This is a genomic window from Desulfurococcaceae archaeon MEX13E-LK6-19 (assembly GCA_029637525.1).
GTDB lineage: Archaea > Thermoproteota > Thermoprotei_A > Sulfolobales > Desulfurococcaceae > MEX13ELK6-19.
Genome location: CP072660.1, coordinates 255857 through 281424 on the forward strand (window position 1 = coordinate 255857; position 25568 = coordinate 281424).

Genomic DNA, 25568 nt, shown 5'->3' on the forward strand with positions numbered 1-25568 from the left:
CAACAACTTAACAGTTAAAAGTAAATTCATTATCATTGGTTTTACTTAATTTAGTGTCTTTTTATCTTATTCCTTACTGTTAACTAGTTAACTAGAACACTTAATGTAGAAACAGTAGCAAGGTGTTAATGCATATTAGGTTAGATAACATCCCCCCAGGCTTCTGCCTCGCCTGCCCCATAAGCAATTATGACATTGATACGTGTATAAGGAGACAATTCTATAGGGCTTCTCACCATTATTTCAACCATGTTATTAGCATTACACACTAAGTATCCGTCTTCAACCCAACAATCCCCCTTTATGACAGTATAGTTTTCTGCAACTGTGTAGTTGATCAAGATACCGTATATTCTTACAGGGTATTCTCCTGTAGCAAATACTATTGATACATTGTTTGTCGTAGAATTCCCTAGTACATAAAGTATATTTATTGTCTGCTTGAGCAACGTCTCGGCCGTAATTATTTCTTCTTGAACTCTAGACCTATAGGCTTCAATATTTCTATAAACATATAATACGACAAGTGTGCTTGTAGAAATAACAATTATCACCAACAGTAAAGATGATACAATTTCACTTATCGCTTTTGCTTTCCTAGTATTCTTAACCAATACTATTCTACCTCATAGAAGAATCTTGACTTCATCTTCTAGCTATTCCTATTTATCAGCTTAAAGTTTTCGTGCTTTGTAAACCTAGCTTCCAATAAAACATTATATTCATGGAGTATTCATGGGAACCATATGCTCGAAAAATGCTCCTATAGAACCCATGTATCATGAGTTTATGTACATTGAGCTATTTATACTTGTAAATCTATAAATATATCTTGGTTTTATAAAAACATATAATCCCAGGTAATTTTATGTTATACAAGGTATGTTTTCCTGGAGTAGATGGATATGGAGACACTTGAACAAAAAGAAAAACTAAGTAAAAGATTCTTGTTCGGAGTAGAGGGGCTTGACAAGTATTACTCGTACGCGTTAGTCCCTGGTACAAGCATACTCGTTGCCGGCCATCCAGGTGCAGGTAAAACAACTTTCGCTTCAATGTTATGTTATTCAAACGCCATAAATGGCCATCCATGCCTCTTCATATCTTTCGGTGAACATAAAGAAAAATTCATTAGACACATGAAGAACTTTAACATGAATTTCGAGGAACTCGAGAAAAAAGGTCTATTCCGCTATGTCAGGTTCCCACTAATAACATCCCGCTCAGCTTTAGATAGCTTTGTAGGAGATCTAATGAATCTTGTCGCCAAGTATAAAGCAAATGTAGTAGTAATTGATGGAATAACCCCTATGATACAGATATTCGAAGAACCTAAGGCAAGATCATTCCTGCAATCAGTACTTTATGACGTGCCGCACTTGATTAATGGCTTACTGGTGCTAATAGCTGATCTGCCGTTCGGTGAAGAGAAAATAGGGTTCGGGGGCATAGACTTCGTAGTAGACATAGTAATCATAATGAAGCATAGGATCGCACATGGTCTCCTTGTGAGAACTATGGAGTTAAGAAAGTTCCGTGGCGCACCAATAACAATAGCTGAAATACCATTCAGGATCATACCCGGCAAGGGAATAAGAGTATTCATGCCACCCACACTAGAGGAAGTAAGTACAACCCTTAAGAAAATGAAGATCAAATATTATAAGATGGGCATCAAAGAAATAGATAACGTCATGGGTAAAATCAGCTCGAACTCAGTAATTCTATTAGAGAAACCCTCCATGCTAAAATATGACGAACTATCATTTGCGCTATTTTCACACTTCATCCTAAAGAATAAGATCAAGACTCTTGTAATAAGTTATGCCTCTACAATGCAGGTATTCAAAGAAATCTTTTGGCTAACCCTAAGCGACTATGGTCTCGAAGAAGAGGAACTAAATAAGCTATACAATGCACTCGAAGAATTAGTTGAATTTAGCTTTATAAATCCTGCCCGTTATTCTCTCGAAGAGTTATACAGTATCGAAATAGAATTAGTTAACACATCTAGTCCGCAGCTAGTAATATACGTTGATTCAGATGTGCTCCTCTCACTACACGGTGAAAGAGAACAGATAGCATCATCATTAATATACAACCAACTCCTATACAACAAGTTAAACAATGTATTAACATTATGGACAATGACTGCAGCAGAAACATCCGCATTCAGAGTAAAAGAGGCGCTCGCTGACTACCTAATAAAAACCTCGTGCCGTGATCCATTATGTGCAAAGAAACAAGTAACCATAAGGGGATTACACGGTAAAACCGTTGTATTCACTGAAGAAGAACTAAAAAGATACCTAGCCCAGGCTTTACGCGAAGACGCCAAGAAACTGTAATTACACCTTCATTCCTCAAGAATTTTCAATATCAGGAAACCAACAAATTATATCAAGAGCATACTACACAGAATCTCGACTCTATACTAAAATATGTTAATAGTTAGTGAGTCATGTTAGCTTGCTTTCTCGGATGAATAAAGACTAAGGATCTTAAGTACAACTTCCTTGTCTTCACCATTCTTTATTTTCTGTAAAAGCTCGTGCTCCGTTACCTTGTACCCTAATAACCTCACTAGGGGTCTTAGGAATACTTCGAAAAACGCCATTTCAGCACTTGCTTCATCACCATAATATTCTTTCAGCGCATTGTAGAGTTTCGATGGGTTATCGAATAGTAAATCGATTGCCCTTACACCATACTTTGCACGTATGATAGCATCTATGAGCCTCAAATATCCAGGTAGTAGTTGTGCTATTAGTACACTGAAATCATTCTTCAGCATTATTAGCGTCCTCCGTTTCCCTTTGTCCATAAAAAACCCTCTGCAACATCTAGATGCCAAACTATCATACTTGTCACCCAATATTTTACTAGTCTATGAATTGTATTAGGGGTTGCTTGGTTTACAAGGTAATACTAAAGGGCAGATAGATTTATATAGTAAGTAGAATCTCCCACCCCTTGACATGCTTAAAAGAGTTGTGGTGGGCCCGCGGGGATTTGAACCCCGGACCTCCGCCGCGTAAGGGCGGCGTCCTAACCGGGCTAGACGACGGGCCCTTGCGAACCCGTGTTACGACCTCGGAGTCTCTATTGTCTTATTGTGCAAGTATCAGGTCTTATAAGTCTTTAGCTACTTTACATTATTAGCTATTTTTGCCGATTCAGTCCCACTACATCCATATAACCCTATATTTTATTCGGTTAAATCTATGTAGGTGGGTAAGGTAGGGAAAGTATTTAAAGTTAAATGTAGTATTTATGAGGTTGAATACATAAAATATAATGCATAACAGACTGATATTCGTTCCATACTATACATGGTGTTGCCCATGACACTGAATATTGGTATAGAACTCACTAAAAAGGCGGGAGAAATTGCTTTTACTCTCCCGGCCGTTCGCGAGGGTGAAGAGCTTGTCAATATGACGCAGAGCGTGTGCCCCTATTGCTACAGGGTTCTGCCGGCTATTATAATTGAGCGTGAAGGCAAACTCTACATTAGGAGGGTGTGCCCCGAACACGGCGAAATAGAGGAATTATATTATGGCGATGTCGCTTTATACAAGAAGTTCATTAAATGGGATCCTGAGGGTCGTGGAGCAAGACATGTTTATACTCCCTTAAAAAATGTTTGTCCATTCAGTTGCGGTTTATGTCCTCTCCATAAAAACCATACAGCTCTTGTAAACATAGTACTTACAAACAGATGTGATCTGAGCTGCTGGTATTGTTTCTTTTACGCTGAAGCCGCTGGTTTTGTCTATGAGCCTTCACTCGAACAAATAGTAGAAATGATTAGAGCCGTTAAGAAACAGGGCGTCACAATAGCCGTTCAATTAACAGGGGGCGAGCCAACACTTAGAGATGATCTAGTAGACATCGTTAGAGCCCTCAAGGCTGAAGGTGTTAGACACATACAATTAAATACAAATGGTATTAAGTTCTCGGCTCTATACTGGGAGAATCCAAGTGAAGCAATAGAGTACACCCGTAGTCTAAGGAAAGCAGGAGTAAATACTGTCTACTTAAGTTTCGATGGTGTTACACCTATAACGAACTGGAAGAACCACTGGGAGATCCCGTATATCCTCGAAGTATTTAGAAAATCTGGTATGACAAGCACGGTCCTGGTCCCAACAGTTATACGTGGTATAAACGATCATGAGTTAGGTCTTATAATAAGATTTGCGGCAAAACACATAGATGTTATAAGAGGAGTAAACTTCCAGCCAATATCATTAACGGGTATGATGAAGAAACGTGAGAGAGCAAAGTATAGGATAACTATACCTGATGCATTAAAGAAAATTGAAGAAGGCACCGACGGCGAGATAACCAAGGAAGACTGGTTCCCAGTACCCGTAAGCGCCATCTTCTCGAGGTTTATTGAAGGATTTAGTGGTGAATTCAAATTCGAGATGGACAACCATCCTGTCTGTGGAGCAGCGACTTATGTCTACGTCGATAAATCCAAGCCGATACCCCGTCTCATCCCGATAACCCGGTTTGTCGACGTAGAGGGCCTACTAGAGTACCTTAAGGAGAAATGGGAAGACCTTGTATCAGGATCTAGTAGAATTGTTGTTGGATTGAAGCTACTGTACTCCATAAGGAAGTTTATCGACTCCTCTAAAGCGCCTAAAGAGTTCGATCTATTCAAGATCCTCCTGAACATCATTATTAAACGCAACTATGAAGCACTAGCAGAGCTACACTACAAGATGCTATTCCTGGGAATGATGCACTTCATGGATCTCTATAACTACGATATACAGCGTGTAATGAGGTGTAATATACATTATGCTGTACCAGATGGCAGACTAATCCCGTTCTGTGCATTCAATATATTCGACGACATATACCGTGATGCAATCCACAAGAAGTATGGTGTACCCTTGAAGGAGTGGGCTAGAAAGCACGGCTACCCCGAGGATGTTGTTACAAAGAAGTATGTCCGGGACAGGAAGAAGCTGGAATCAACAGAACTCTACAAGACTACCTATGAAGGAATACTGGAGCAAGCACTGAAGAAGTAGAAAGAAAACTAAGTTTTAAACCCCTTACACTAAATACACTAAAACACGAAGTAGCCGGGTCGTCTAGCGGCCAAGGATGCGGGGCTCTGGCCCGGGCCCCACCGGGGAGAACCCCCGTGACCGGGGTTCGAATCCCCGCCCGGCTACCATATTACTTTTTACAAATCATTCTCGGACATAACACCCAAAACCCATAATTTTATAATCCCTACATACATAATGCATTATCTACTGGAGAACAGTCTTAGGAGCCGCCGTAGCTCAGCCGGTAGAGCGCCGGCCTTGTACGGGCCTATAGCCCCGAGGTCGCCCCGAGAAAGCCGGTGGTCGCGGGTTCAAATCCCGCCGGCGGCTCCATTTTCCATCAGTTTTCTTAAGTAATCCTAAACAATATCCTATTCTGGGCGTAATCTATGAAGACAGTATTTATTGACCTAGATGGCACTCTCTGGGACCACGAAGATGTCTCCTCTATGACTCCTCCTTTTCGGAGGGTCGACAACAATTGTATTGTGGATTCCTTTGGAGAAAAACTATGTCTATACGACAATGTAAGATTGTTCCTTGAGAAACTAGACACATTAGGTCTTGTCGTATGTGTGTTAAGCTGGAATAGATATAGTGTTGCGAGAGAAGCCTTAGAAACGCTTGGTATCCTAAAGTATTTTGATTACTTGTTTATAGAAGACATGCCCTTTAAGGAACTTGTTCTAGAAAAAGCTCTAAGAATTATATCCCACTACTTCAAAACAAGGTTTTCTCCTAGAGACATCATATACATTGATGACCGTGATATCCATGTTAATGAAGTAAAGAAGGTTATTGGAAATATACATTTCATACATATGTGGTATGATGTTAAAGATTTTATTGAGCTGAGTAACTTCATACAATGTCTCTTATAGATCGAGATTACCGAACATACATTAAGTTAATTAGTTCTCCCAGGCAATATAATGTCTAACAGGAGACATAATATTGACTAGACTTGCAGTAGTTTTGGCAGGCGGTAAAGGAACACGGCTACGCCCTTTAACCTACTCTAAACCAAAACCACTCATACCCATAGCAGGGAAGCCTGTAATCGACTACATAATAGAGTGGCTCCGAAGAAATGGTTTCAATAAGTTTATAGTTGTAGCCAAGTATTTGGGTGAACAAATAGTCGAGTACTATAAGAAAACTAATCCCGGAGATATAGAAGTTGCTCTTGTTGACTCGAGAGATACAGCTGATGCTATAAGGCTTATAGGAGATAAATTAACAGATATAGATCATTTTCTAGTATCAATGGGTGATGTAGTATGCAACGCCAATTTTAAGGCATTCTACGAATTCCACATAGAAAAAGACGGTATTGCGTCAATAGCTTTGAAGGAAGTTGACAATCCACTACACTACGGTATGGTGGTTATTGATCAAAATGGTTTAATCAAATTATTCGTCGAAAAACCCGTCTCCATGGAAATCTACATATTAACAATGGCTTACAACAGGATCTTTAAAGGCATACAGTACGCTAATTTAGTGAATACAGGCTTCTACATGGTTAACAACGATGTACTACAAATACTTAGAAATAATCCCTCGTTAATGGACTGGGGTAAACATGTATTCCCGTACCTTATAGAGAATAAATATAGGGTTTACGGATGGATTATGCATCCCAATACATACTGGGAGGACCTTGGGCGAATACATAATTACAAGAAAACTGTATGGGATATTCTTTCATGTAACATCCACGGCATTAGGGTAGGAAACATAGAGTGTCATGAAGAAGAGAAAATAGAGATTATTAGAACGAGCGATATTCGCGGAAAAATAATTCCTCCTGTATATATAGGTAGGGATGTAGTTATTGAGGAAGACTGTATAATCGGACCTTATGTATCTATAGAGGATGACACCACAATAAAGAGGGGGTCAAGGATTTCATATAGCGTATTATGGGAGAGAGTTGTTGTAGGCGAGAATACTAGAATACATGACTCAGTTATAACAAATGATGTAACTATAGGTAATGGCTCCAAGATATTCTCTTCAACAATAGGTCCTTGGACTAATATCCCGCCACAAACTACTTTACAAGAAGAAACCTATTATAGACCATCAGGATAGGTGGAATAATTATGTCTATACCCTTAGTTAAAGGAAGAATTGTTGGAAGACCTAATATAGAGCTTACACCAGAAGATGCTGCACGCATAGGAGCAATAATGGGTACATGGTACGGCCCTAAGTCTCTTGTTGTTAGTGGAAGAGACTATAGTCCTGCTTCAAGAATGATTAAGAGAGCGTTTATCTCGGGTCTTATGTCTACTGGAGTCGAAGTAATGGATTTCCATGAGGCTGTTGCAGGCGAGATCTCTTATGCTATAAAGAGGTTTGGCGCACGTGGGGGAGTAAATGTCTCAGCTTACCCCTTGAGAGAAGACTGCGTTCAATTAAGAATATTTACTTCGCCAGGCCACGAGCTTGTGGGTAAAGAGCTCGAAAATATTGTGAAGGAAAACACGGTGAAACGAGTTGATCCGAAGGATACTGGATGGGTTGTTTATGCAGAGTACATACATGAACTATATTCCTCAGCACTACTCTCAGTAATAGATTCCGATGCAATAATGAGTAGGAAACCAAGAGTAGTTATTAGTACAGGTTATGGACCCAGCGACAAAGTCTTACCCCAATTGCTCTCAAACTTGGGAATAGACTTTATATCATTAAATACCATGAAGCCCCCAGTCTACCGAAAATTAATGTACCCCTTAGAAGAAGACATAATTAAGGTATCAAATGTTGTTCGAGCAACAAATGCAGATATAGGAGTGGTATTCAATACCGATGCGTCAACGATACTAATTATAGATGATAGAGGACGAGCTCTTCTTCCCGAAGAAGTCGTGGCTATTATGAGTCTAAGATTCGCTAAAGATTCACGTGTAGTGTATTCTAAAGACGTCTTCGGCTTCATAAAGAATATTCTTATAAACAAGGGTATCAAAGTTGTTGAAACTGATATAATTGATGGAGCAATGCTTAATAAAACCGTTGAAATAAGGCCAGTGCTAGGTTTTAATGGTGTTGGAGAATACATTCATCCAATACTATCACTAGGTTATGATGGCATACTTACTATGCTAAAAGTACTAGAGGTAATAGCAGTAACGGAAAAGAAGCTATCAACAATCTTGAAATCATTTACAACACCAAGATACTATGTGATCGAAACGCCACTAAGCTTGAGAGAAGCAATAGAAAAGACGTGTCGTGAAACAGATTATTGTAGAATCTACATTGGTGGTTGTAGATTAAAACTATTAGGCCAAAATATAGTTCTAACAATAGATCCTGTAACAAGCACCACAAGAGTATTAATTGACGCATACGCACAAAACATAGAAAAACTCATACAAATAATCCATAAAACATTATCTTAAGAACATAGTTGCTCCACCAATACACCCAATATAAATTGCCAAGATAAACCTATCAACGACAATTTCATGAAGCACATCAGTCATTTACTGTTTGTCCCCCAGTTTCACTTTGTTTCTAGAGTCTGATCTTTAATATTGTCTAAAATTAATTAAGACTTCTTCGATCTAAGTTTCTAATAATACCTGCAATGGGTTTCGAATCATGTACCTCAACATGGAAAGACAAAGAAAAATGGATACATCTATAGATACCTTGTATTAGAGAAAGTGACAAAGATTAGGGCTAAAACGAGAGAGCGTCATCTATACCTGCTGTTGGAGAAGGCCATTAGGAACCTATTGCTTGTTAGAGAGTGGTGCGGGGGGTGGGATTTGAACCCACGCAGGCCTACGCCATCGGGTCCTGAGCCCCACACTCCTTTGCCAGACCTTGATCCCAGTTCTTCACGGGGTCAAGAGTTAACTACAGGTCCATCATTTAATATACGGATAACTCCTGGTAGGCTAGCCAGGTTCCTAAGGTGGTGCATGGAGAAGGGGACCAGCGAGGAGACATGTAAACAGTATGCCAGGTATCTTCTGAAACCCTTTGACCCAGATAATAAGTGGAGTAGACTAGCCTACAAGGCTTGGTTCAAGTTTACTGGTAAAGAGGACCTGTGGAAGGAGATTAAGGTAAAGAGGAGCGGGATAGACCTCTATATACCCAGCGATGAAGACGTGTTCACGGCTCTCACGAGGGCTTGCAGCAGCTCCGAGGAGCTTTGCTGGATATACAAGATACTTGTATATAGTGGTCTAAGGCTAAGCGAAGTCGTGAAACTCATTAATGAGCATGATGAGGAAAAGTGGATCAAGTTAAACGGATTCTACAAGTACCCATTATCATGGAAGCGTGGAAGCAAACAAGCCTTCTACTGCTACACAATCGAGAAACCACCAAGGATACAAGCTAGCAACAAATGGATAAGCAACTGGGCATCCAAGAACAAGCTCCTGCCGCCAAAATACATTAGGAAATGGGTTGCCACCAAAATGCTGGGACTAGGAATACCCGAGGAAGTAGTAAACTTCATCCAGGGACGAATACCACAGGAAATACTCTCAAAACACTACCTAAAACTAACCACGCTAGCAGACCAATACTACCAGAAATACGCGGAATGGCTAAAACAGAACATTATTTCTAAGCTATACCAGCTGAAGTCTTGAAAGAGAAGTCTTTAAATTACACGCTTCTTGATGTATTCTCCAAAATTTTTCAATATATCATGAATCTTAACTACTTCTCCTATACTAAAGTCAATAGGTATACCCGTGTCTCTTTCAATCTCTTTCTCGAGCATTTTTTCTAGGTGCCGTGGGTCTACACCTAAAATAGCGTTCCTGGGTATATCAGCTAGCTTCTGAGTACCTTTGAGTGGGTTAGGTCTTGGTTTTACTAGCTCAACAAGTTCACCTATGGGTGTAATTACTATGTAGCCTAAAGGTGTAAGTCTATCAAGTATAATCGCTGTCCTTAGTATATAGCCACGAAACATTAGCGCGGGATGAACAAGATAGGCGTAATCTACAGAAAAACCTGCATTAAGTAAATGATTTAATGCCTGTTCCGCCCCTTCAAGTGCTCCAGGACCGCTTAATACCTTTTCTTTTCCACGACCCCTACGTTTAACCCTGAGCCCTTTAACTTCATAAGCAATTGCTTTACCATCTCTAAACTCCAATACGTCTATATCTGTATCAAATATTGGTGCAGCAACTCCTTTAACATTAAGATATACTTCGCTTCCTTGGGACTCCAATACATCTTTTAGCCTTAAACATATTCCTGGCTCTAACTGATTTCTAAGACCAAACTTGCTTAATCCAAGCTTTTCATAACCCCATACCTGATCCTTTACTATGGAGAATGCTTCTGCCCAGTTAGGCAGATACATCAATACCTTATCTCTAAGACTCATGACAATACGCCCAAGGAGAGTATAATCGCATGAAACACGGCTACTTACTTTTCCAACTAATTCTTAATATACTCCTCCAAATTAAGAACTATTTTTTTCTATTTACTATAGAAGACGGTCAATTAGCTAACAATAAAAATACTCTTTAATAATAAAAAGAATGAACTAATGGTATTGGGCTAGTATTCTTGCTTGTTCCTCATAATACCTCATCATCTGGTCTATGTCTTTTTCCGTTATCTCTTCGTACCTGTCTAGTGTTGTTCTGAGTATTGATAGCACGTATTCTTTTGCGTAGCTGTATCCCTGCTTCCAATCGATCTCACTTGCCCAGTCGATTACACGCCAGTCGATACCCTTCTTGCTACAGTATTTTCTTATGTAGTAGGCTAGCCACAGGACCATGACGTAGTACCATATCCTTAAGGGTTTACGCTTGTACTTGTCTGGTATCATGCTCCATAGATACTCAGCTATCCGCTTTGTCTCAGCGTCAAATCTTGATCTAAGCCTTCTGGCTACCCGTTTACCTACCTTGTTTACCCGTTTGACCGCTTCTTTCTTGCTTATACCCTTCTTCTTAGCGATACTGATGATTGTCTCCTCGATCCTGCCGTCTATGTAGTCTAGCAGTGTTTTTAGGACCTTCTTTTGCTGAGTAACCTTCTTGGCTATCTCCCTTGCCTCTTTGACTGATACACCATATTTCTTAGCTATTTTATCCAGGGCTTCGGCAAGCTGGACTAGCCCTATCTTCTTGGCTAGGTAAGCCCTGCCAACACGGTCTATGTAATCGACTAGCCTACCAAGCCCAAACTTCTTTTTCTTATTGACTTGCCTGAGGACAAAGCATCTCTGACTCCATAACTGTAACGTAAAGGGTATAACTTGGTCCTGCTTATTCTTCGTCTTAAGATCCGCTAGGTCCGCTAGCTGGGACATACATAGTTCGATAAACTCTTTCTTAGTGTTGACACCTACTTTACCAATATCTTTCACAGAAGCAAAAACGGAGTCTCTTCCAGGCTCCTTGGACTCAAAGTAGATATGCTTATACTTCTTCTTAGCCTTCTTCTTGGTCTTCTTTTTCCGTTTAGTCAATCTTGATCCACCAGGTTAAAACTAGGAATGGAGAGAAGTAGATGGTAACAGCTCAAGAAGACTTATATAAGCTCTTGTTGGAAGTAAATAACTGGATGATCGCCTTGAGGCTGACCATGTTTAATAATCTTCTAGGCTTTGCTATTCTTTCATTCATTGTGGTTGTTATTGGCTCAATTATAAACTTCTACATAATTTATGCTGTCCCGTTTTTCCATGGCTTAATAGACCTAGTTGAGCCAATACAAAACGTTGTATTAAGGGTGTTCATAGTAATCTCACCGCTTCCTCTAGTTCTCGCAATAGTTCTCTCGGTATACGCTTCAAGGAAAACTAGAGGGAAATCATATACTCTATTGGGAATCACCCTTGGTACGCTTGCAGGTCTCTGCATAATGACATGGCTTACAATAGAATTCATGTACTGGTTAACAACATGAATATTGTGGAAGAAAAAGTTTAATTTTAACTAGATACTTGGGCGTTTACACTAAAAACAAAGATGTAGTTATCACTGTTATATACATCAACGATTGCAATACCATCATATGCAGAAGTCGTTGCCACTACTTCTATTTTGAGGTAGTATTCTCCTGGACTAAGCGTTTTGGTGAAACTGAAGTCTATTGTTCCCGATTCTTCTTTTGATGTTGTGGGATAGTAGTACTTGTTGTACAATTGTCGTTGATATATTATGTTTCCTTGTGCGTCTGTGAGGTAAACATATACTCGTACTTGTGCGTCTGCTTCTCCATCTACGTAGACATAGTATCTGAATTGACCATGTATAGTAAATGATACGTCTCTGCTAGTGTAATGCATATCAATTTTCCATATCGCACCAGCAACGGAACGGCTTACGCTTGTTGATGGTTCAATAAAGTAGCTGTATACTTTATGGTAGGATTTTCCTTCAAAGAAAGAGACAGAGTATTCTCCTGACCCATACACCGAATCTGGCTCTATATTAAATAGTAGTCTCTCAGGCCTTACACCATACTTGTTATACGCATACTGCATAAGTGCAGCCATGGACAGTAGGGTTGTTTCGGCATTTGTGGGTAGAATTCCGCCGTATTCAGGGGGCATAACGTCAGTAACTTTTTTGAGTATGTCTTCTACAAGGCTTGGTCTAAATGGTACAAATCCATAGCTTCCTATGGGTCCATAGCTTACCAAGAATCCGCCTGCATGATCAGGTTTTACCACATAGAATACAGTATTGCCGTCAGGCGAATAATATCCACTTCCACTCCATTGTAGCTGTACCAACACACTCGCCATTTGGTCGGGTATATCCCAAGAGATTAAACCGTGTCCCGCCAGAACACTGCCAAGTGCTAGGGCTGCAGCAAGTCTAACAGTGCTATAGCCTATTTGATTACTAAAGACTATTCCGTTTCCATCCCACTTACTCGCTACTTCATTCCATTTATTCAATGCATTGCCCCAGTCACCAGTATAAGCATAGTATAGTCCTTGCCATGCATCCAGCAATGGATCGTCTAGTAGTGCTTGAGTACTTAAGAACAAATATCCGCCATTTGTATGGGATGCTTCTGCTGCTGATACAATCTTGCTTTTATATGGGTATAATGGGTATGTTGTCCATATCCATCCCTGGGACTCAAAGAATTCCCAGATCTTGCTGTAGCCTAGACCATAGCTAAACCACTGTCCATCATAGAAGTGCCACTCATTCGGTGCCTCTATTAGACCTGTATAATCAAAGCCTTGCATCATCGAATTATAGATATCATACAACGGTTTGTCTGTTTGAAATACATTAAACATTATTGCTTGTGCTAGATTCCATATATCTTCACTTTCACTATAGTCTCCCAAGTTAGCTAGGATCAATGCACCAATTACATCAACATGCCTTACCGATGTTCTCATGGAAGGTATTGGTGAGTCAGATAATGGAGATATCGTGTATGTGTTGCCCTGAATAACATTTCCTACTTTGCTTCCCGCGAAGTATATCTCGCAATTACTCATTATACTGCTTACATAACCAGCCACATAGGTTACTTCAATTCTTAAGTAGCTATAGGGATATCCACGGTATTCTGTTATCTTTAATGTAGCCCATACTTCATCAGTACCAACATCACCGCTATACCAAGAATACTTCAAGTCCATGTACCATCTATAGAATGTTCCATAGTAGCCTTCCTCTATTGTTTGGTCATGTATCTCAACATAGTAGTAGTCATCGCTTGAGACATAGTATTTTAGTCCTGGAATCCAGAAAATACTGTCATCACTTGCCTTAACAATTATTGGTATACTTGGATACTCTGATATAACGCCATAGGTACCCATATCTCTTTTTAAGGCTATTATGTAGCTATATGCCTTTACTACTCTGTCCTTTATAGTCTCAATTGGTACACCTGACGCACCTACTGTAATTGGAATGAACGATACCAGTAAAGCCAATAGAATAACTATAGATATGTATTTGTTCACCACTTTATCCCACCAAGAAAGGATAAGAGATCACAGGAGATGGGGTATAGGGGCTGAAGAAGGCTAAATGAAGCTTAAAAAAGTTTTTGAGATTTATACCTCATATCCCAGCACATATAGATCTGCATAGTAATTCGAGCCATACATATCGATATATGCTTCTCCTTCCCATCCTTCAGCATATAGTACTATTCTCACTTCCACGTAGTAAGTACCAGGCTCCAAGTATAGTAGCTTGTTGTATTTCTCTAAACCATTAATCGTCACTACATCACTTATGTCACCAGATTCATAGACCAGATATTTCTCATAATAATCTATTACAATGCCATTACTATTGTATACCTTTATTTTAAGCAGAGCGTATACTTCTCCACCCCATTCAATACCATAGTTTATATGATACTCTATCGGTATGTAGAAGACATAGTTACCAGCAATTGTTATATCGGTCTTGTATCTAATGTATGTGATTGCCGAGCCACTATCTTCGATGACGTACACTTCAGCTTTTAATATATTATTACTTGTATCCTCATAGTGCTGACCCATACCACCGTTAGCAACTACATAGAGCTTAGGTATTCTACCAACATAGACGGCGTCAAAATACCATGGGCTATGGTATCCGTTATGGTATATCATAACACGGTTAAAGCAGTCATTAAGTGCTGGAAGAGACGTAATATACTGATCGTCAATATAGAACATTGCTTTACCGTCTACTTTTATTATAGTTATTTTCACCCACCTATTAACTGGGAGATTTAGTCGATATGTGTACTTATAGTCGTTGACTTTAGAAACAAACACTAATTGATCGTTGTAGTAATCGATCTCTACACTAATACGTCCCTCAAGAACATCTCCAATACTGTCAATTGCCACGTAGTCATTCCAGTACTCGTTGTACTGGTAATTATCTGATAATGGATACACATGGAAGATCATGATGAAGTTATCGACATCATCTATGTACTGATAAACCATCGTTACATGACTTGAAGGGATCCAATCAAAGTACAGAGAGTTACTCCCATGGTATACTATGTCTTTAGCTATAACAGGAGTATATTCATAGACTAGCCAACCCTCTAAGTCTTGTTCAAACGATGGATTAGCTACTAGGTTCCCTTGAAGCTCACTATACTCTGGTATCTCAGCAGACATTACTTGGATCGAAAATGACGCTACTGTGATTAATAGTATTGCTACAAGAACAACTCTATTCATGTAATCACCTCGGTTTAATTTAGTGAGTGAGAAAGAGAAAAGATAGAACAGCTAAAACGAGCTTAAAATACCTCATATAGGCTACTACAAGGCTTTCCTAAATATCCTTGTTACTCCAGCCAAGAATGTTAACATAATAGAATATCCAGCTATGGTATATGTTATCTCATAAACATTAGAAATAATGTAGACATTTGAACTGGGTTTAGCATTTTCCCCTATAAACCTAGGATAATCCGAATAAAGGGCCAGTACGACTATGCTTGTAGTTTCAACGTTCATGTCTCCTTGGATAATGATTTTACCATTCTCTACTCTATAGTCTGTATGGATACCGCCATAGACAGGGTCCTGTGCTTTGCTGATTATCCATAGACATTTGTCATAGATGTTCTTATAGTCATGGATTATACTCGATCCAGCATAGTTCAGTGCTCTATAGAGATAGACGAATAAGGCGCACTTGTAGACTTGGTAGAGTCTTACTCCAGTTTTGTTTTCATAGTCTTTAACGACTATATCGTAGAAGCCGTATCCGTCCCACATTTTCGTCAAATTTAAGAAAGTCTGTTCAGCCTCAGGCCTGGAACCCCAGAGTAGCCTATCTAATGCATGGTATACAAGGAGATCAGCATATTCATACCAGTCCTTTAACACTATACTAGTATTCATTTTCTCGTACATTATTGTATAACCATTTATCTCTCCCAAGTACTCCTTATAGTCTCCATAGAAGGTATCAGGTATATCTCTACCAAGAAGAATATCCACTTTACCATTCCAGCCTCCACCATACTCATTGTTCAACTTGGTTAAGACCTTGGATGCAAGAGGAGAACCAAGAACTGCCAAAGCCCTAGCAGCTAAAACGTTGTCATTAGCTATATAGATCGTTGTATTATCTGGCTCAACAATAGTTGAAGCCCTAAGAAGACCTATCTCTTCAACATATTGTTCTTCAAGAAAATGTCTCAACATGTCTTTGTTTAACTCTCCAGATGTATAGCCCAGAGAATACGATATAGATGCTCCAAGACAGGAAGCAGCTATAATCATTATTAGTAATAGCATTAGTTTCTTCAATTCTTTCACCTTAAAGAAATATTGATGGTTAAGAAAAAGATTGATTTTAAAGTTTGTCTAGTATTTTTTGAAATGTTTTCATGATCGTTTTGAAGAATACAAGTACGAGACCTAGGGCAATCATTGTTATTAGTAGCGGCATGAATGCGTATATTGTTTCTGTAGTTGTTCTTGTTAGCTCAGTGTATGGATCATATAGTATAGCAACATAAACTGTACCGCTTTCTACAGCTTTGTCTCCGCCGCTAGCTCCAATCTGCTCTATGGCTGTTGGGACGGTATTCCATGTAACTATAGCCAGCACTGTACCATTACTAGCTTCTATTTTCACTGTAGAGCCATTAATTGATACTATAATGAAGTCTAGGTTCTGCCATTTTATGCCGCTTGATAGGGTATCAGCTAATTTAGTAGCACCGCTTGGCGTGGTTTCAACAATATCTATTACTCCTGTATCATAGAACGCTAGATCTAGGTGATAACCTGTATCAGCACCCGCCAGCTCTATAACAAACTTCTTCTCAACAGCAGTCGAGTTGAACACTATGTTTACTGGCTGTATACCAATGAGTAAATTACTAGTATCATAGGGCTTTGATAGGGGGTGCCATGTTATACCTGTGCTAGATAGCTCATTAGCGGGAATGCCTATTTCTTCATAAGCTTGGTACTTGCCCCAGGAAGCCGCTAGAGCCGTTGGACAGACTAATATTATTGCTATGATTAGTACCGCAAAAATCTTGTTCATTTCGCATCACCAAAGTTGCTGAAATAATGGTGTTAGCCGAAGCCGCTAAGGAGTTTCTCGATAAACTTCATGATATACTTAAAGAACATTAGAGGTATAGCTATGCTAATCATCAGTATGAGTAACGGCAATAGGCTTGTTATTAACTCTGTCATTTGGGTTGTGTCAACAGTTGTTTGACCTTGTGTTGCAACAGTAATTATTATAGCTATTGCTGTTATTACCTTAGAGTTCTTTAGAGACTGGAATGGAAGACCCTTTATTTTGGCTAATAGCTTACCAATTCCACGCATCATCTCACCCACAAATAGACTTGATATTTATGTTTAATTGCGTGGAATAGTGAAGAAAGCTCTAATCAGCTCCTCCAGCTTAAATAAGGCTTTAAACAAGTCACTATATGTGATCGAAAATGGGTAAGGTAAAGAACAAGCCTATAGCATTAAAAGCTTTTCTCGTAGATCGTAAGACCACCAAAATAGTTACATCAAGATCATTTAGGAATAGGATCCCGCTCTATCTCTATATAAAGCTTGCAGCATGGATCTTTGCTATTAAAGACGAATATCCTTCTGATAAGTACAAACTGATTGTCCATATTGAAGGTGATGAGAATGATCCTAGGGTACGTTTCTTAGAGGAACAGTTATCGAAGTCTAATATCGAGATCTATATAGCTCGTGAGGTGATTAAAAGTGTGGTATGATGACCCAGTAACCTTTATCCTAGTAGTCTTTCTAGCTACTGGCTTCGGTTACCTAGGCTATAGGTTTGTGAAGATGATACTCGACGAGATTATTTAATTAACATTATGATGGTTTCAGCTATGCGTGTCAAAATGTCTATGAGAAACTTTGCACCTTGATACAGTTTCTCGGCTACCTTTAGTAATAAATTGGCGAGAGATATCAGGGCGGTATAGTTTTTGTAGAAGAAGTCGAATAATGGCTTGATACTCCATTCTTTTATGCATGCTATTATGCTTGAAAGCAACGCTAGAACCCACAAGGAGCCAGCATAGGGTATAACCGCTACTACGACTGTGAATATAAGGGATGCATAGCTGATAATGGCTTGAACATATTGTCTAACAAGATCCAGCCATGTTGGTGGGACTAGTGTTTCGTTATATACAATGATTTCTATTCTATGATAGACTCCATTTTGATCATATCCTCTTACATAAATCTTTGTCCCTTCCTCAATCATTTTTACACGAAATATTATTGTACCGTTCCAAGAACCGTTCTCGTCGACGGTAACAATAGCCATATCACTATACCAGCTCTCCTCTAAATGGATCTCGACTTCGCTACTAGGCTTCCAGTTCTTTAACTCAAGCTCTAATCTGACTATAACACCATCATCATTAATTGTCTCGGTGTGAGACAATAGTATTGCCTCGGGAGAAGGAGCAACAATATCAACTGGTACCCCGAGGAACGCTAGCTCATACTCGTCGTGCTGAACACCATTGATGAACAGGTGTATACTCGGGTCCTTGTCCTCAGTATAAAGCATTATACCAATCATTTTATCGAGGACAATACGTAGCCTGTACACGGTATTCGCTGTGATAGACACGTTTTCTAGGACCAGGTATGATGTAAGCCCTGTCCCGCCAGGAACCGTTATGTTGTTGCTAGCTATAGTGCTGCCAGTAGAGTCATCGATAAGCTCGACATATACCCAATGGTCTTTACTATCATAGTCATTCTTCAACGCGATATAGAAGTTGTAGTAGCCATACTGGTCGCTAGAAGTCGTGAACACCGCCTCAACAGTCCATACATTAATATCATTAGGTGCTGTCCATGATTCGCTTGTATTAATCCCTGGTCCTATAGTGCTACCTGCTTCGACAACGATGTGGTACTGTAGTATGAGAAGGAGTATGAGGCTAGCTAGCACAATGCTTTTCCTCATTCCTCTCCACCATAGAGAAAACTATCATCAGTGCTATGGGGAACACGATAACCACGATCATGTAGACTTGCACTCTGATCCCTAGCTGAATAGTGTTCAACAAAGGTCTTCATGTGAATGGTTTAAAGAAGGGTTATGAGGGACTACATAAGCTTACATTAGCTCATTCAGACTATATAAGCGCCAATAAGATCCTATTGATGGTGTAGTTAATGCAGTTAAGACTCCCCGAGATAAAGATCCGTTTACCCAAGGTCCACATTGAGAAGATCGATAGCCTCAAGCTCATCATTGTATCAAATGAGGGATATGAAATCGTTGATGCCGTTAGGCAAAGTGATGGAAGCATAGTAACTAGAGACAAGGAGCGTGTCTATAGACCGCCCGTGAACCTTAAGCCTTCCCCAATTAGGATAGGTAAGAGAACCTATCTAGCCTACATTGTCCATCGAGACTACAACGTGTTCTATGAGCCAGAGGAAATAAACGATAAGGAGCTTGCCGAGAAGATGAAGAAAGCCAAGTTGTCAATGGTTATGCTTAACCCTAGGAGCCTAGCCACCTACATAGTATCCAAGTCTATAGACCGTGTGCTTAAACCCCTCAGGGTGACTCGTGGAGAAGCCTTAGCCTACGTCTTCATGGGTATGGTGCTGGTGTTCCTTCTAGAGTTCTTCATTCTGCCAATGCTTGGTTATAAGATCATTATTGGTCCAGCGAGGTGATCCCATGTGGCGAAGAGGAAGAAGGGAGACGAGGATCTATCCATTCCAGGCTTGGATGATAAGGGTTCTAAGAAGAAGAGGAAAGAAGACCTGGATCCTGTATTCGATATCGAGCCGCCGATCGACACCGAGGAAGACGATGACCTTGATGACTTCTGGGAAGGCTTAGAGGGAGACATAGTAGCAGCACAGAAGAAAGCCCTGGAACTCCTAGCGAGCCCCAAGGGCAGATCCCTATTCACATTAACAGACCTAAGCAAGGGAGAGCAACGAGCAATAGCCACGCTAGTAGCCGTAGCTAAAGCTATACCAGATCCGTTCTTACTTAACTTCATCAAATACTACCTACTGACAAAGAGAGCCGTGAAAAGACAGGGAGTCAAGGAGATGATAGCGATCGCTGGCGGAAGAGCATGGAAGATCCTACAGAACATACAGCTTAGCAGGCTAAGGAGAGTACACGAGGAGGAGATATAGTGATGGGGGAAGAGAGAATATATACACACAGTATACCCTACAGTATTCCCACGAGCATAAAGATTCGGTCAGCGTTTGCCAGACGGCTCTACAAGGAGTCTCTTCTAAAGGATCAGAGCATAATAGTAGTCATACAAGGACCAACTGGTGCTGGGAAATCAACCCTTGCACTCAGGCTAGCCTATAGCTTCGTTGGAGACTGGGATTATGTACTCAATGAGCTAATCATATTCACGCCCTTCGAGCTCGAGGAAAAGAGCAAGAAGGCTAGGAGAGAAGGCATCAAATACCCATTACTCATATGGGACGACGCAGGTCCATGGATGAGGCTTGTCAAGAACTTCCCATGGGATCCACTGGCAGTATCAATTTTGGGACACTTCGAGACGATGAGGACTTGGTGTGGACCACTAATACTAACGATGACTACGGATAAACACTTGCCTCGAGCAATATACGAGAACGGTAATCTCTACAAGTACAAGGTGAACACCTACAAGGAGTACTATGATGAGAAACGAGGGATATGGAAAGCCGTAGCCTACATCTACGAGCGAAAAGAAAAAGCAAACCGTGAAGGCTTCTACTGGGATACAAACAATGTCTACAGGATAAAGTTCTGGCACTTCAAGCCAGGGGACCCAGTCTATGAGAAATACCTCAAAATGCGTGTAGCCTACAGCGAGATCTTCGACGAAGTAATGGAGAAAGCAAAGACCAAATCCAGAGCAGCCGTAGCATTGACTACAGCCCATGAGAGATGGAAAGAAGTAAGAAAGAGGATCCTAGGAGATGAAGAAGCCTAACATGATACTATTAATGTATATATTAGTGCTGCAGCTACTGGACCTACTAACAACCTACCTAGCCATATCACATGGAGCCAGGGAACTAAACCCCTTGGTAACACCAACCATAGAAAACCCAATAGCGTTCCTCACAGTCAAGCTAGTAGCTGCAGCAGTAGTCTACCTTGGAGTCCTAAAGACCAAGAACAAAACATTACTGCTTGCATATACTATAATCATGGTACAAACAGTTATAGCGAATATGTTAAATACCATACTGTAAACGTAAATTGGAAAAATATTTAGAATTTAACCTTAGTCTTTAGATCCTAGAAGCTGGAAGACGGTTATTTGACTGGTGTATAATGTGTTCGAGTCTTTGCATGAAGCCCTTAGTGTTATAGCTGCCATTGCAGGTTTAATGGCGGTACTCTTTAGTTACTTAGCGTGGAGAGCGTCTGTTGCCGTAAAGGTAACAGAGTTGGAGCGCACCCTTAATACACAGTTCTCATATTTCTTTAACACATTAGGAGGATGGAAAGCAACAAGATCATATATTGTTACATTGTCCAACGGAAATCAATATAATGTTGATGTTTTCGCATCATTAGTACCGCCAATATTTTTAATAGAAACAAAGAATTGGAAGTACAGGTTACGTAAAGCTCTCTGGCAATCTAAAGTCTCTGGAACTATGACATTTAATATTGATGTAATGATATCACATAAGCTTCCAGAGAATTATCTTCTTCCAGATATACTTGCTAAAAAGCCTGGACATGCAATAGAGAACGTTATTAGAACTATAGGGAAAAAGAGCATAGAGATAAAAATGAACATTACTTTTTATAAAAGAAAACATAAGGACTATCTTCGTGTAAGTATAGAAGCCCCCTTTGAAGCTAGTTCGGCTTCAGAATTAGCAGATTATATAATTAAACTTTTAGAGGGTTTTATGGATACTTTAAGTGATATATTTAGATATAGTGTTTATCGCAAATGCAAGAATTGCTATATAAAGCAAGTATTCCCACCACAATCATAATAGAAATAAGTTTATTATTGTCCGATTATTTTCTCCAGCCATTCTGTTATTGTGTACTTTGCTGGTTTCCATTGTTCTTCTCTTGGTTTGAAACCGTAGCATCTACCGCGGTAGTGTGTTACTGGTCTATCGTATCTAGTGCAGTATCCTAGTAGCCTGGAGCCTGGCCTGTTCTCCTCTATCCAAGCCCAAGCATTAATCAATACAGGTTCTGGCAGTTCCTCGATACTCCTAAAGAATCTGCATTTACGACAATCAACAACCTTCATGCTACCACCTTGGCTACAGGCTTCTTCGTAAATGGCTTCTGGTAATCGATCTTCCACCTAAGGATCTCTAGGAATGGTACTCCCAGTACCTGCCTCAAATGGTGTTCTCTATCGGGGTAGAATGGTGCTCTAATCCAGTCTCTCCCTATGCCATACTCCTCGAGCAGCTTATCGGTTACCCTGAACACGCCTTTACTCCTACTAGACTCCTTGTTGTGTAATGGCTCGAGGTAGCCCTGAAGACTAAGCTCCCTAATGTCTCTCTCAAAGCTATGCCAATAGATACTAACTAGCCCGAGAGAACCAGCTATAGGGCTAGGTATAAACAGCATATCATGCAACAACCTATAGCTAACCCTGTCGGTCCTATAGTAGAACATGTATCCCAGAACCGCCTTCTTGGCTAGAACTAGCCCCTCGCTCAATACCGTCACCTCATGCATTGTTTTATGAAGTCCTCTAGATCAGTGATGAACGAGAACCATGGATCGCGGAAGATACAGTTATCATAGAAGTAGGTGTTACAAATCTTCACAGGCTCTTTCTCGAGGCATGCTATATACTCTCTGTATATTCGTGATTGTTCCTCATGCTCCCTGGCTCTCTTGATCTGTTTCTCGAGTATCTGCTTTACTTCTTTGATAGACAAGTATCTACTAAATGACTTGGAATGGCATAGCTCATAGGGTTTACACCTTACCCATGGGTTTCTCTTCGTGAACTTACAACTGTATTCAAGCTCGTTGTCAAGCCTATTGGCTCTGAACTCGCATACAATGTATCTCTCGTCGCCACATTGACGCCATGTATCCCTGTAAGGCATATAGATTATCTCTACTTCAAGGAGTCTCTCGAGAGCCCTTCTAAGGTATGGATATATCAGCTCATGGGCTCTGTCACGAATCCTATGGATATCGTCTTTGAAGAACTCTAGTGCATTAAGAGCTGTCTCCAGATCTCTTGTAATATAGATGAATAGCTTGTCAAGACCAATACCGCATCCTATACCATGGTTCTTTAACGGTATACTCAGTTGCTTCAGTATCCTATGGAACTTCTTGAGCCTAGCAAGAGTCCTATCCATAGCACTATGTGTACCCACGAGATACTGTAGATCATTCTCGATAAGTATCTTTACTAGCGCTGCAAACTTGATGTACTCCTTGCTGAACCACTCAATGAGATCAAGCATTATCTCTGGATTATGTACTTCAACAACGTCCAAGGACTCCCTTGGCTCACCACATACTTCAACAAGATTCCTATCCCAACTATCAGAATAGACTATGATACCAGAATAACACTCAACCATTACTCGATCACCTGCTGGCGTTTCTGGAGTATGAAGAATGATTGTTTGGAGACCACGAGATATGAGGGGTATTTTACTATGAGTTTCTCTAGGTCCCTGTCATCGAGTGCCTCGAGCAACTCGATAACATAGCGTCTAAATGATGTCTCGCTAAAGGGTCTGATCTCCCTAAGGACCTCTAGTACCTCACGCTGGGTAATCATCATGGTCTCACACCACCATCAACTAGAGCCTTGACAGCTCTTCGTATCAACTCACTACGGCTAAGGTTGTTGATCTTTGCCAGGAGATCAATTTTCTCGAGCAACTCTTCCTCAATCTTAAATGTGACAACACGCATCACTCGATCACCTTGTGTTTTTTCATGTTTATTATTCTGAGAAGATGTTTTGTCTTCAGTATCTTGCCTTGTGTTAGTTTTTCAATGAATATTGCTGTTACTTCATGGTATTGTAGGTTGTTTCTGTAACCCCAGCCAGGTATTGTTAATGGTGTAATATCTACTCCCCAGAACCCATACTCTATTGCTTCATAGATCTCTCTCGAGTTTGCACCAAGGTACCATGACTCGCTACAGTTGAAGACACTACAGAAGTCCTTGATACTATAGTCTCTTAACGAAGGCATACTTACGTATCCAGGTATAACGTCTACATGTTCTCTGAGTGTATCATAGAATTCTGGATCCCTATCAAGATTGTGAACTGGATATACGTATAGTATGTTTTTGGGCACATTCAATATTTTGTTAATGTAGTCAGGGTATAGTGCAATAACTATCTTGCTTCTAAAGAGCCATAGCTTCCTAACATAGCTCATATAGTTACCCTTGATCAAGTCATTCTTGGAGTCAAAGAACTCAGGATATATCAGCACTCTATCATTATACGCTAGTCTTTCCCTAAGAAACTCAAGCAGCTTCCTTGGAGCATTACCGTGTCCCACAATCATCACTCGATCACCTTTAGGGTTGTTTTTTGTTTGAAGAAGTCGTCTATGGTTAGCCCTGACTCGTTGATGATCTCGAGTGCTTTGTTGGCTATTGACATGATTGCTTCTAGGCATAGTCCATGTAGTCTCGTTTTTGTTGCAGCTATTGGCTTGCTACTGAGTAGTTCTTGGCAGAGCGTCATGAAGCCCTCATAGTCCCGCTCATCAACTTCTACAGTGAATCTCTTAGGATGATAATCGTGGCAAGGCATTATCGATCACTCCTCGAGGAGTTTTTCCTCTATGACAAGGACTAATGCCTGTAAGATCTCTTTCCTTAGGGCAGCATGTAGCCTGTCGATCTCGTCCTGGAGCCTAGCAGCCATGTCTTTGTGTCCATTGTTCTTGAGTGTCTTCGTGGCTTGCTGAAGCTCCTTGATCTTCGCAACATAATAACGTACATTGGGATTATTCTTGTAGATGAACACAGCGATGGAATCGATCCAAGAAGGCTTGCCAAGATTATTCTCAACAATCTTCTGAAGATAATCAACTCTGGTGCGCAGGCCAGCAATCTTCGCTTCCACATCATCCCTAAGCGTATCAATCTTAGCACTAAGGTCATTAGCAACAGTCGTCACAGCATCAAGACTCTTATCGAGAACCTCAGCAGGATCAATGCTCTTTCCATTAAACCTGAGGAAGCCTACCATAGGAGATCACCTTTTCTTGAGTTCTCTTGCTTTTTCCCTGATGAGACCTCGGATCGCTTCTGCTTCTGATTTGTAGCCTTCTTCTTTCATGATCTCCTCTAGTTTGTTATAGAGGGAAATTGGGAGACGAACGGTGATCTTTTTCTCGGTCTCCGAGACTTCCACGGGTCTCACCTCACGTCTGTTTTCTGACGCCTGAGCTTAAAAACTTGTCTGACGTCTGACGCCAGTAATCTTTAAATATTATAGGAAAGAAGATGTCAGTAGACTGACGCCAGAGGTGTATGG

The 25568-nt window shown here is 40.3% G+C and carries 32 protein-coding genes and 3 tRNA genes; 15 read left to right on the top strand and 20 right to left on the bottom strand.

Annotated features, from left to right (window positions below; translation table 11 throughout):
• Nucleotides 1–140: 140 nt before the first annotated feature.
• The gene (locus tag J4526_01350; protein ID WFO75563.1) at nt 141–614 is read right to left on the bottom strand and encodes a hypothetical protein; all 474 of its coding nucleotides are present in this window, start codon (nt 612–614) and stop codon (nt 141–143) included.
• A gap of 291 nt (nt 615–905) precedes the next feature.
• Between J4526_01350 and J4526_01355 the strand changes: the two genes are divergently transcribed.
• A complete protein-coding gene (locus tag J4526_01355; GenBank protein ID WFO75564.1) occupies nt 906–2348 on the top strand; it encodes a hypothetical protein in 1443 nt (480 codons plus the stop codon).
• A 116-nt stretch (nt 2349–2464) separates the two neighbouring features.
• On the opposite strand, the gene J4526_01360 is transcribed toward J4526_01355, so the two are convergent.
• Both J4526_01360 and J4526_01365 read right to left on the bottom strand, forming a co-directional pair.
• Entirely contained in the window at nt 2465–2824 is a 360-nt protein-coding gene (locus tag J4526_01360; protein ID WFO75565.1) for a DUF3227 domain-containing protein, read from the bottom strand.
• Nucleotides 2825–2994: 170 nt separating this feature from the next.
• Nucleotides 2995–3072, bottom strand: a tRNA-Val gene (locus J4526_01365).
• A 272-nt stretch (nt 3073–3344) separates the two neighbouring features.
• Between J4526_01365 and J4526_01370 the strand changes: the two genes are divergently transcribed.
• The 7 genes from J4526_01370 (at nt 3345) to J4526_01400 (ending at nt 9703) form a co-directional block, all read left to right on the top strand.
• A complete protein-coding gene (locus J4526_01370; GenBank protein WFO75566.1) occupies nt 3345–5051 on the top strand; it encodes a radical SAM protein in 1707 nt (568 codons plus the stop codon).
• A 52-nt stretch (nt 5052–5103) separates the two neighbouring features.
• Nucleotides 5104–5200 (top strand) — tRNA-Gln (locus tag J4526_01375).
• Nucleotides 5201–5301: 101 nt separating this feature from the next.
• Nucleotides 5302–5408, top strand: a tRNA-Thr gene (locus J4526_01380).
• Between the two features lie 56 nt (nt 5409–5464).
• A complete protein-coding gene (locus J4526_01385; protein ID WFO75567.1) occupies nt 5465–5956 on the top strand; it encodes a magnesium-dependent phosphatase-1 in 492 nt (163 codons plus the stop codon).
• Nucleotides 5957–6029: 73 nt separating this feature from the next.
• Entirely contained in the window at nt 6030–7172 is a 1143-nt protein-coding gene (locus tag J4526_01390) for an NDP-sugar synthase (protein WFO75568.1), read from the top strand.
• Nucleotides 7173–7183: 11 nt separating this feature from the next.
• On the top strand, nt 7184–8491 hold the full coding sequence (locus J4526_01395; protein ID WFO75569.1) for a phosphoglucomutase: 1308 nt from the start codon (nt 7184–7186) through the stop codon (nt 8489–8491).
• Between the two features lie 372 nt (nt 8492–8863).
• Nucleotides 8864–9703, top strand: a complete 840-nt coding sequence (locus J4526_01400) for a hypothetical protein (protein ID WFO75570.1) — start codon at nt 8864–8866, stop codon at nt 9701–9703.
• An 11-nt stretch (nt 9704–9714) separates the two neighbouring features.
• Here J4526_01400 and J4526_01405 read toward each other — a convergent pair whose 3' ends face one another.
• Together J4526_01405 and J4526_01410 are read right to left on the bottom strand one after the other, a co-directional pair.
• A complete protein-coding gene (locus tag J4526_01405; protein WFO75571.1) occupies nt 9715–10455 on the bottom strand; it encodes a hypothetical protein in 741 nt (246 codons plus the stop codon).
• Between the two features lie 165 nt (nt 10456–10620).
• Complete coding sequence (locus J4526_01410; GenBank protein WFO75572.1) at nt 10621–11556, bottom strand: hypothetical protein; 936 nt, start codon at nt 11554–11556, stop codon at nt 10621–10623.
• 41 nt (nt 11557–11597) lie between these two features.
• On the opposite strand from J4526_01410, the gene J4526_01415 reads away from it, so the two are divergent.
• Nucleotides 11598–11996, top strand: coding sequence for a hypothetical protein (locus tag J4526_01415; protein WFO75573.1), 399 nt, complete (start codon nt 11598–11600; stop codon nt 11994–11996).
• 25 nt (nt 11997–12021) lie between these two features.
• Here J4526_01415 and J4526_01420 read toward each other — a convergent pair whose 3' ends face one another.
• The 5 genes from J4526_01420 to J4526_01440 all read right to left on the bottom strand — a co-directional run bounded on the left by J4526_01420 (nt 12022) and on the right by J4526_01440 (nt 17391).
• On the bottom strand, nt 12022–14034 hold the full coding sequence (locus tag J4526_01420; GenBank protein ID WFO75574.1) for a hypothetical protein: 2013 nt from the start codon (nt 14032–14034) through the stop codon (nt 12022–12024).
• 90 nt (nt 14035–14124) lie between these two features.
• Entirely contained in the window at nt 14125–15264 is a 1140-nt protein-coding gene (locus J4526_01425; protein WFO75575.1) for a hypothetical protein, read from the bottom strand.
• 84 nt (nt 15265–15348) lie between these two features.
• Nucleotides 15349–16347 (bottom strand): hypothetical protein, encoded by a 999-nt coding sequence (locus J4526_01430; GenBank protein ID WFO75576.1) that lies wholly within the window; start codon nt 16345–16347, stop codon nt 15349–15351.
• A gap of 46 nt (nt 16348–16393) precedes the next feature.
• Nucleotides 16394–17095: a hypothetical protein gene (locus J4526_01435; protein ID WFO75577.1), complete on the bottom strand. Its 702-nt coding sequence runs from the start codon at nt 17093–17095 to the stop codon at nt 16394–16396.
• A 32-nt stretch (nt 17096–17127) separates the two neighbouring features.
• Nucleotides 17128–17391, bottom strand: a complete 264-nt coding sequence (locus J4526_01440; GenBank protein ID WFO75578.1) for a hypothetical protein — start codon at nt 17389–17391, stop codon at nt 17128–17130.
• 116 nt (nt 17392–17507) lie between these two features.
• On the opposite strand from J4526_01440, the gene J4526_01445 reads away from it, so the two are divergent.
• Nucleotides 17508–17801, top strand: a complete 294-nt coding sequence (locus tag J4526_01445) for a hypothetical protein (GenBank protein ID WFO75579.1) — start codon at nt 17508–17510, stop codon at nt 17799–17801.
• 89 nt (nt 17802–17890) lie between these two features.
• Here J4526_01445 and J4526_01450 read toward each other — a convergent pair whose 3' ends face one another.
• The gene (locus J4526_01450; protein WFO75580.1) at nt 17891–19021 is read right to left on the bottom strand and encodes a hypothetical protein; all 1131 of its coding nucleotides are present in this window, start codon (nt 19019–19021) and stop codon (nt 17891–17893) included.
• Nucleotides 19022–19233: 212 nt separating this feature from the next.
• Between J4526_01450 and J4526_01455 the strand changes: the two genes are divergently transcribed.
• From J4526_01455 to J4526_01475, 5 genes are all read left to right on the top strand, one after another.
• Nucleotides 19234–19746, top strand: a complete 513-nt coding sequence (locus J4526_01455) for a hypothetical protein (GenBank protein ID WFO75581.1) — start codon at nt 19234–19236, stop codon at nt 19744–19746.
• A 6-nt stretch (nt 19747–19752) separates the two neighbouring features.
• The gene (locus tag J4526_01460; GenBank protein ID WFO75582.1) at nt 19753–20223 is read left to right on the top strand and encodes a hypothetical protein; all 471 of its coding nucleotides are present in this window, start codon (nt 19753–19755) and stop codon (nt 20221–20223) included.
• On the top strand, nt 20223–21029 hold the full coding sequence (locus J4526_01465) for a hypothetical protein (protein ID WFO75583.1): 807 nt from the start codon (nt 20223–20225) through the stop codon (nt 21027–21029). The genes J4526_01460 and J4526_01465 overlap by 1 nt, the downstream gene beginning before the upstream one ends.
• Nucleotides 21016–21294, top strand: coding sequence for a hypothetical protein (locus J4526_01470; protein WFO75584.1), 279 nt, complete (start codon nt 21016–21018; stop codon nt 21292–21294). The genes J4526_01465 and J4526_01470 overlap by 14 nt, the downstream gene beginning before the upstream one ends.
• 84 nt (nt 21295–21378) lie before the next feature.
• On the top strand, nt 21379–22056 hold the full coding sequence (locus J4526_01475; protein ID WFO75585.1) for a hypothetical protein: 678 nt from the start codon (nt 21379–21381) through the stop codon (nt 22054–22056).
• 14 nt (nt 22057–22070) lie between these two features.
• Here J4526_01475 and J4526_01480 read toward each other — a convergent pair whose 3' ends face one another.
• From J4526_01480 to J4526_01520, 9 genes are read right to left on the bottom strand one after another with little or no spacing between them, the layout of a single operon-like run.
• Nucleotides 22071–22325 carry a hypothetical protein gene (locus J4526_01480; protein ID WFO75586.1) on the bottom strand — a complete coding sequence of 85 codons (255 nt, stop codon included), beginning with the start codon at nt 22323–22325 and terminating at the stop codon, nt 22071–22073.
• Complete coding sequence (locus tag J4526_01485) at nt 22322–22750, bottom strand: hypothetical protein (GenBank protein ID WFO75587.1); 429 nt, start codon at nt 22748–22750, stop codon at nt 22322–22324. Before J4526_01485 ends, J4526_01480 begins: the two co-directional genes overlap by 4 nt.
• A 5-nt stretch (nt 22751–22755) precedes the next feature.
• On the bottom strand, nt 22756–23637 hold the full coding sequence (locus J4526_01490; GenBank protein WFO75588.1) for a hypothetical protein: 882 nt from the start codon (nt 23635–23637) through the stop codon (nt 22756–22758).
• Nucleotides 23637–23843 (bottom strand): hypothetical protein, encoded by a 207-nt coding sequence (locus J4526_01495; protein WFO75589.1) that lies wholly within the window; start codon nt 23841–23843, stop codon nt 23637–23639. Before J4526_01495 ends, J4526_01490 begins: the two co-directional genes overlap by 1 nt.
• The gene (locus tag J4526_01500; protein ID WFO76278.1) at nt 23840–23977 is read right to left on the bottom strand and encodes a ribbon-helix-helix protein, CopG family; all 138 of its coding nucleotides are present in this window, start codon (nt 23975–23977) and stop codon (nt 23840–23842) included. The genes J4526_01495 and J4526_01500 overlap by 4 nt, the downstream gene beginning before the upstream one ends.
• Complete coding sequence (locus J4526_01505) at nt 23977–24588, bottom strand: hypothetical protein (protein ID WFO75590.1); 612 nt, start codon at nt 24586–24588, stop codon at nt 23977–23979. The genes J4526_01500 and J4526_01505 overlap by 1 nt, the downstream gene beginning before the upstream one ends.
• A complete protein-coding gene (locus J4526_01510; GenBank protein ID WFO75591.1) occupies nt 24588–24839 on the bottom strand; it encodes a hypothetical protein in 252 nt (83 codons plus the stop codon). The genes J4526_01505 and J4526_01510 overlap by 1 nt, the downstream gene beginning before the upstream one ends.
• Before the next feature lie 6 nt (nt 24840–24845).
• Nucleotides 24846–25280 carry a hypothetical protein gene (locus J4526_01515; protein WFO75592.1) on the bottom strand — a complete coding sequence of 145 codons (435 nt, stop codon included), beginning with the start codon at nt 25278–25280 and terminating at the stop codon, nt 24846–24848.
• A 6-nt stretch (nt 25281–25286) separates the two neighbouring features.
• Nucleotides 25287–25445 (bottom strand): hypothetical protein, encoded by a 159-nt coding sequence (locus tag J4526_01520; GenBank protein ID WFO75593.1) that lies wholly within the window; start codon nt 25443–25445, stop codon nt 25287–25289.
• Nucleotides 25446–25568: the final 123 nt, after the last annotated feature.